This window comes from Planktotalea sp., from assembly GCF_049680325.1.
Classification (GTDB): domain Bacteria; phylum Pseudomonadota; class Alphaproteobacteria; order Rhodobacterales; family Rhodobacteraceae; genus Planktotalea.
Genome location: NZ_JBAUHO010000381.1, coordinates 1 through 5,932, shown reverse-complemented (window position 1 = coordinate 5,932; position 5,932 = coordinate 1). Strand labels below are relative to the sequence as shown.

Annotated in this window: 7 protein-coding genes; 6 read left to right on the top strand and 1 reads right to left on the bottom strand. The window is 56.6% G+C overall.

The features are described from left to right. The first annotated feature begins 123 nt into the window (after positions 1-123). The 6 genes from WBC85_RS16965 (at position 124) to WBC85_RS16940 (ending at position 5,386) form a co-directional block, all read left to right on the top strand. Positions 124-489 carry an STAS/SEC14 domain-containing protein gene (locus WBC85_RS16965; protein ID WP_424440117.1) on the top strand — a complete coding sequence of 122 codons (366 nt, stop codon included), beginning with the start codon at positions 124-126 and terminating at the stop codon, positions 487-489. A 52-nt stretch (positions 490-541) separates the two neighbouring features. Continuing rightward, positions 542-862: an ArsR/SmtB family transcription factor gene (locus tag WBC85_RS16960; protein WP_424440114.1), complete on the top strand. Its 321-nt coding sequence runs from the start codon at positions 542-544 to the stop codon at positions 860-862. Further along, positions 859-1,728 carry a sterol desaturase family protein gene (locus WBC85_RS16955; RefSeq protein WP_424440111.1) on the top strand — a complete coding sequence of 290 codons (870 nt, stop codon included), beginning with the start codon at positions 859-861 and terminating at the stop codon, positions 1,726-1,728. The genes WBC85_RS16960 and WBC85_RS16955 overlap by 4 nt, the downstream gene beginning before the upstream one ends. A 50-nt stretch (positions 1,729-1,778) precedes the next feature. Next, entirely contained in the window at positions 1,779-2,993 is a 1,215-nt protein-coding gene (locus WBC85_RS16950; protein WP_424440108.1) for a TCR/Tet family MFS transporter, read from the top strand. Between the two features lie 78 nt (positions 2,994-3,071). After that, entirely contained in the window at positions 3,072-4,157 is a 1,086-nt protein-coding gene (locus WBC85_RS16945) for a Zn-dependent alcohol dehydrogenase (protein ID WP_424440105.1), read from the top strand. Next, a complete protein-coding gene (locus WBC85_RS16940) occupies positions 4,154-5,386 on the top strand; it encodes a mandelate racemase/muconate lactonizing enzyme family protein (RefSeq protein WP_424440102.1) in 1,233 nt (410 codons plus the stop codon). Before WBC85_RS16945 ends, WBC85_RS16940 begins: the two co-directional genes overlap by 4 nt. A 67-nt stretch (positions 5,387-5,453) precedes the next feature. On the opposite strand, the gene WBC85_RS16935 is transcribed toward WBC85_RS16940, so the two are convergent. After that, a partial coding sequence (locus WBC85_RS16935; protein ID WP_424440099.1) for an AMP-binding enzyme occupies positions 5,454-5,932 on the bottom strand: 479 nt, incomplete at its 5' end.

Here is a 5,932-nt window from a genome sequence, read left to right as displayed (position 1 = left end):
GAAGCTTAGCAAAACTGATTAAAGGAATAAACTCGGCTGGGCTCATGCAGTTGATTGATTCATCTCAACCACGATCTGCTTGAATGCTGCTATGATAGGGTGTTCCCTTGAAAGGAGCTTGCAATGTTTACCGTAACCAAACCGAAACCGAACCGCATCAACATCGACCTGAATGGCGGTATTGATGCCAATATCATGACTGCAGGGCTCGAAGAGTTGTTCCGCTTGTCCCAGGACGTAAAGCACGGAAGAATTCTCTATACGATTGCCGATTTCGAAATGCCGACGCTAGGCGCGATCGGGGCAGAAATTCTAGAGTTGCCAAAAATGTTCAAGCTGTTGGGCAAGTATGAACGATGCGCCGTGCTGTCCGATCATGGCTGGATTCGTAGCGCCGCCGAACTAGAGGGTGCGCTGATCCCGCATCTGGAGATCAAGAGCTTTCATCTGGATGAAGCACGCGCCGCCGAAGCCTGGCTGGACGTATAAAGCGTGATTTCGGGTTATTGACTTAATTAAACTATCAAACTAGTTTATTGGAATGATTCCGTCGCACACCATTGCAGAGAGTTTCTCTGCCCTTTCGCACGCTTCGCGCGTTGATATCTTGCTGGCCTTGATGCCTCATGCAGGCCAAGGATTGAGCGCAGGCGAACTTTCGAAACGAACCCAGATCCCGCCCTCGACTCTGGCCCATCACCTGCGTGAGATGGAGACGGGGCAGGTCATTCTGCGCATCCCGGATGGTCGAAGAACCATCGTCAAACCCAATCTGGCCACGCTTACACAAATTGCCGCGCTGGTGTCACAGCTCTGCTGCTCGGCTGAAGCCAGCACCGAACCCGAAGGGTTATCCCCATGAAAAAGAGTATCGCATCCCAAGCCTTCCTGCTGGGCCTCATCGCGGCTATGGCCGTGCTTTTCGCCCTGACAGTAGAAAACCCTTCTCAGGATATGATCCTGTCGGGCGCGGCGCTCGGACTTATCGCGCTTTCGCTTGTTCTTGAGCGGCTGTTTCCGCTGCACAAAGATTGGAATGAAGGACAAGGCGACACCGCTGGCGACCTCGCGGCCTTCGCACTGGTTTTTGGCGCGCTGGATAGCGGTTTGAAATATCTCTCGCCCTTCCTCATTCTTGCGCTCTTGCCCGATATGACACAGGCGATGGCGGCCCCGCTGTGGGTTCAAGTGATTGCAGCGACGCTTGTTATCGAATTCGGCTCATGGCTAAGCCATTGGGCACACCATCGCTACCCGGGGCTTTGGGCGCTACATGCAATGCATCACAGTACCGAGCGGCTCTATACGCTGAACAACTTTCGTTTTCATCCGCTGAACCATGTCTTCAATCATATTCTGGCGTTCTTGCCGCCACTTGCGCTTGGGATCGCGCCCCAAGCCTTGCTGGCTTACACTGCATTAAGCATGCCGGTCCTGTTGCTCCAGCACAGCAATGTGCGTTTCGAATTCGGAATCTTAAACACCGTATTCAACACCAATGCGTTGCATCGCTGGCATCATTCCACGGCCCCAAAGGAAGGCACCAAAAACTTCGGGCGCGCATTGATCCTTTGGGATCAACTGTTTGGCACCTATTACAATCCAGCAAAGCCAACCGAGCCAGCCAGCATCGGACTATTTCGTACGAGCAAAGCCTACCCGAAACCGCAGAATTTCTTACGTCAACTTGCATGGCCCTTTAGCAAGAGCTGTTGCGCTGCCCGCTAAACTGAGCAATTCATGCGCGAAGCCCCAGAACCCGGAGACTTGGCGCGCCCATGAATTCCTCTCGTTTGCCCATCTTCTTTATCGTCGCTACCGTTGCCATTGATGCCATGGGCATTGGGCTCATCATGCCAGTTATGCCCGATTTGCTGCGCGAAGTGGACGGCGGTGGTTTGGGCGATGCTGCCATTTGGGGCGGCATCCTTGCGACGACTTTTGCGGCGATGCAATTCCTGTTCGGGCCGGTCATCGGCTCGCTTTCGGATCGTTTCGGACGCAAGCCGATCTTGGTGATTTCCCTGATTATCATGGCCTTTGACTATGTGTTGATGGCCGTCGCGGGCAGTATCTGGCTGTTGTTGATCGGTCGGGTCATCGGCGGCATTACCGCAGCTACCCATGCGACAGCAGGCGCTTACATTGCAGATGTGTCCAAACCAGACGAGAAGGCCGCCAACTTTGGCCTCATCGGTGCCGGTTTCGGCATCGGCTTTGTGCTTGGCCCTGTTATCGGCGGCGTATTGGCAGAATTTGGCACGCGTGCGCCGTTTTGGGCGGCGGCGGTGCTGGCGCTCGCCAATGCAGCGTTCGGTTGGTACATCCTGCGCGAAAGCGTCACGGACGCGACGCGACGCGCCTTTCAGTGGAAGCGAGCAAATCCGTTCGGGGCCTTCAAATCTATCGGTTCCTTCCCCGGTCTTGGCGCGCTGCTTGCGGTGTTCTTTTTCTTTCAGATCGCCAGTTTTGTGTATCCCGCAATCTGGGCCTTTTATACGGTAGAGCGTTTTGAATGGTCGCCCGGTATGATCGGGCTCTCCCTGGCGGTTTACGGCCTGTGTTTCGGGTTAGTGCAGGGGTTTCTGGTCCAACCCTCGATCAGCCGTTTCGGGCATCGGCGCACAGTTGTGATCGGTCTCGGCCTTGAGGCGATCATGCTTGTTGTCGTGGCCTTTGTTACCTCTGGCACGCTGTTGCTTGTCCTGATCCCGCTCAGCGCGCTTGGCGCTGTTGGCATGCCCGCGCTTCAAGGGATCATGTCGCGCCGTGTCAGCAACGATGCGCAGGGCGAATTGCAAGGTGTGCTTACCTCTGTGGGTGCGCTTGCCGCTATTCTGGCCCCGCTTATCATGACACGCAGCTTTGCCTATTTCACATCGCCCGACGCCCCCGCTTATCTACCCGGCGCACCTTTCCTGATTGCGGCGGTGCTTATGGCGATCTCGGTTCTGATCTTCCAAATGCGAAAAAGGACGTCCGCCGCGTCATAATCGTCACAAGATGTCGGATTTCGACTTGTGAGCGCGCGCTGAATGGTCAACTTTCATTTCAAGTTTGGGAGAGATATTATGCCGTCAATCAAAGCCGCCGTTTGCCATGAATTTGGTGCCCCTTTAACCATCGACGACGTGCAACTGCGTGCGCCTGAGATGGGCGAGATCGAAGTCACGCTAGATGCAGTGGCGATCTGCCATTCCGACATCACCTTCATTGACGGCGGTTGGGGCGGCTCGCTCCCTGCGGTTTATGGGCATGAAGCTGCGGGGATCATTTCAAACGTTGGCACAGGCGTCGTCGGGTTAAGCGAGGGCGATAGTGTCGTCGTCACGCTGATCCGTGCCTGCGGGAATTGCTCGTCCTGTGCAGGCGGTGTGCCGACCCTGTGCGAAACACCTTATGACGGCGATCACGGTCCCCTGAAAACCGCAGACGGCGGTAAACTGCATCAGGCGATGGCCTGCGGTGCGTTTGCCGAAAAGGTTGTCGTCGATCAGCGTCAGGTCGTGAAGATTTCGCCTGATATCCCCAAGGATGCAGCTGCGCTTTTGGCTTGCGGCGTCATCACAGGCGTTGGTGCCGTCATCAACGCGGCCAAGCTACGCGCGGGCCAGGACGTTGTGGTAATCGGTGCGGGCGGTGTTGGCCTGAACGCGATCCAGGGCGCTCGTATCGCCGGTGCGCGGCGCATTGTGGCGGTTGATATGAGCGAAGAGAAGCTCGCGATTGCCAAGGAATTCGGTGCAACCGATGGTGTTCTGGCCACAACAGACAAGCCCTGGCAGGCTGCGAAAGCGGCGCTCGGACGCGGCGCGGATGCGGTGATTGTTACAGTCGGCGCGATACCCGCGTACGAGCAAGCTCCTCTGTACCTGGCCTATGGTGGTCAGGTTATCATGGTCGGCATGCCCCATTCTGGCGCTATCGCAACCTATGAGCCTGTGAACTTGGCGGCTGTTGGTCAGGGCATGAAGGGCTCGAAAATGGGAGATGTGGTGATCCAGCGGGATATCCCGTGGATGGTGGATATGTATGGTCAGGGACGTTTGAAACTGGACGAACTTATCTCCGGCCGCTGGTCGCTGGATCAGATCAACGAAGCAATAGCCGATACCAAAACCGGCTCTGCGAAACGCAATGTGATTATGTTCTCATGAAGCTGCAAGACTTAGAAATCATCGTCACCGCGCCCCCTGCCCCCGGTTGGGGTGGTCGCTACTGGATCCTCGTTAAGGTCACGACAGATACTGGCATCACAGGCTGGGGCGAATGCTATGCTTCGAGCATTGGGCCCGAGGCAATGCGCCCGGTGATCGAGGACGTGTTCGAGCGACACATGCAGGGCGAAAACCCCGAGAACGTCGAATTGATGTTTCGGCGCGTCTATTCTTCGGGCTTCACACAGCGCCCTGATCTGACGGTCATGGGGGCGTTTTCAGGTCTTGAGATCGCTTGCTGGGACATTCTTGGCAAAGCGCGCGAGCGTCCTGTTTATGCGCTGCTTGGCGGCAAGATGAACGAGCGCATCCGCGCCTATACCTACCTCTATCCGCTACCCCATCATGATATCGGTGCCTTCTGGACCAGCCCGGAAATGGCTGCAGAATCCGCAGCAGACGCCGTGGCGCGCGGCTATACGGCAGTGAAATTCGACCCCGCTGGCCCCTACACCCTGCGCGGCGGTCATATGCCCGCGATGAGCGATATCACCCAATCGGTTGCCTTTTGCAAAGCCATCCGCGAAGCCGTTGGCGATAAGGCGGACCTTTTGTTTGGCACGCACGGGCAGTTCAACACGGCTGGCGCGATCCGTTTGGGACAAGCGTTAGAGCCTTATTCACCGCTCTGGTTTGAAGAACCCACCCCGCCCGATCATATCGAGGATATGGCCCGCGTTGCGCGCAACGTGCGCATTCCTGTGGCAACAGGTGAGCGGATGACGACCAAGAGCGAATTCGCCGCCGTGCTGCGAGCGAGCGCCGCTGAAATACTACAGCCCGCGCTAGGGCGCGCTGGCGGCATTTGGGAAATGAAGAAAACCGCCGCGATTGCAGAGGTCTTTAATGCGCAGATGGCACCGCATCTTTATGCAGGCCCCGTAGAATGGGCTGCGAATATCCATCTGGCCGCATCAATTCCGAATATTCTGATGGCAGAAACGATTGAAACGCCATTCCATGACGCGCTGATAAAGGGGACGATCCGCGTCGAGGATGGTTTCATCACCCCGCCAACAGCGCCCGGACTTGGCATTGATGTGGATGAGGCCCTCGCACGCGCGCACCCCTATGAGGGCGATGGCTTGCACTTGCAAATGCAGGAAGAGCCTTGTGACTACGTGAACGGAAATGCTTTTGAAGGCGGCGCGCCAGCCCCGAAAGACTGACGCGCCAACTTCATTTTGCCAAATAAACTCCCGACCCCTTGGGGTCGGAAATTCCACTGCATTTCGATTATGCGGACGCCCATTCCCACGGGCGTGTAAAGCCGCCGAGCACAGCTGTGATCGCCGCGTCCTCTTCACCGCTAGCAGACAGCTGCGCAACCATGCCGCGCGTTTTATCGTCAGTCACTGAAGCGACCCTTGCTTTCAGACCGGCATCTGCGAGCGCGGCGTCATAGACGCGCGTGATTGCCATTTTACGCAGGTCAGGCTTGAACACCTTGCCCACCGCCGTCTTGGGCAGTTCGTCCAAAATGGTGATATGCTTGGGCTGCGCTGCACGTTCGTGAACGTGGGTTTTGCAGAACTCCAGCAGCTCTTTGTCGCTTACAGACGCACCCGCGACAAGCTCGACGTAGGCGCAAGGCACTTCGCCGGCATGGGCATCGGGTTGACCGATCGCACCTGCAAAGGCCACCGAGTTATTTCCGAGCAGCGCTTCTTCGATCTCGGCAGGATCAATGTTGTGGCCCCCGCGAATAATCAGAT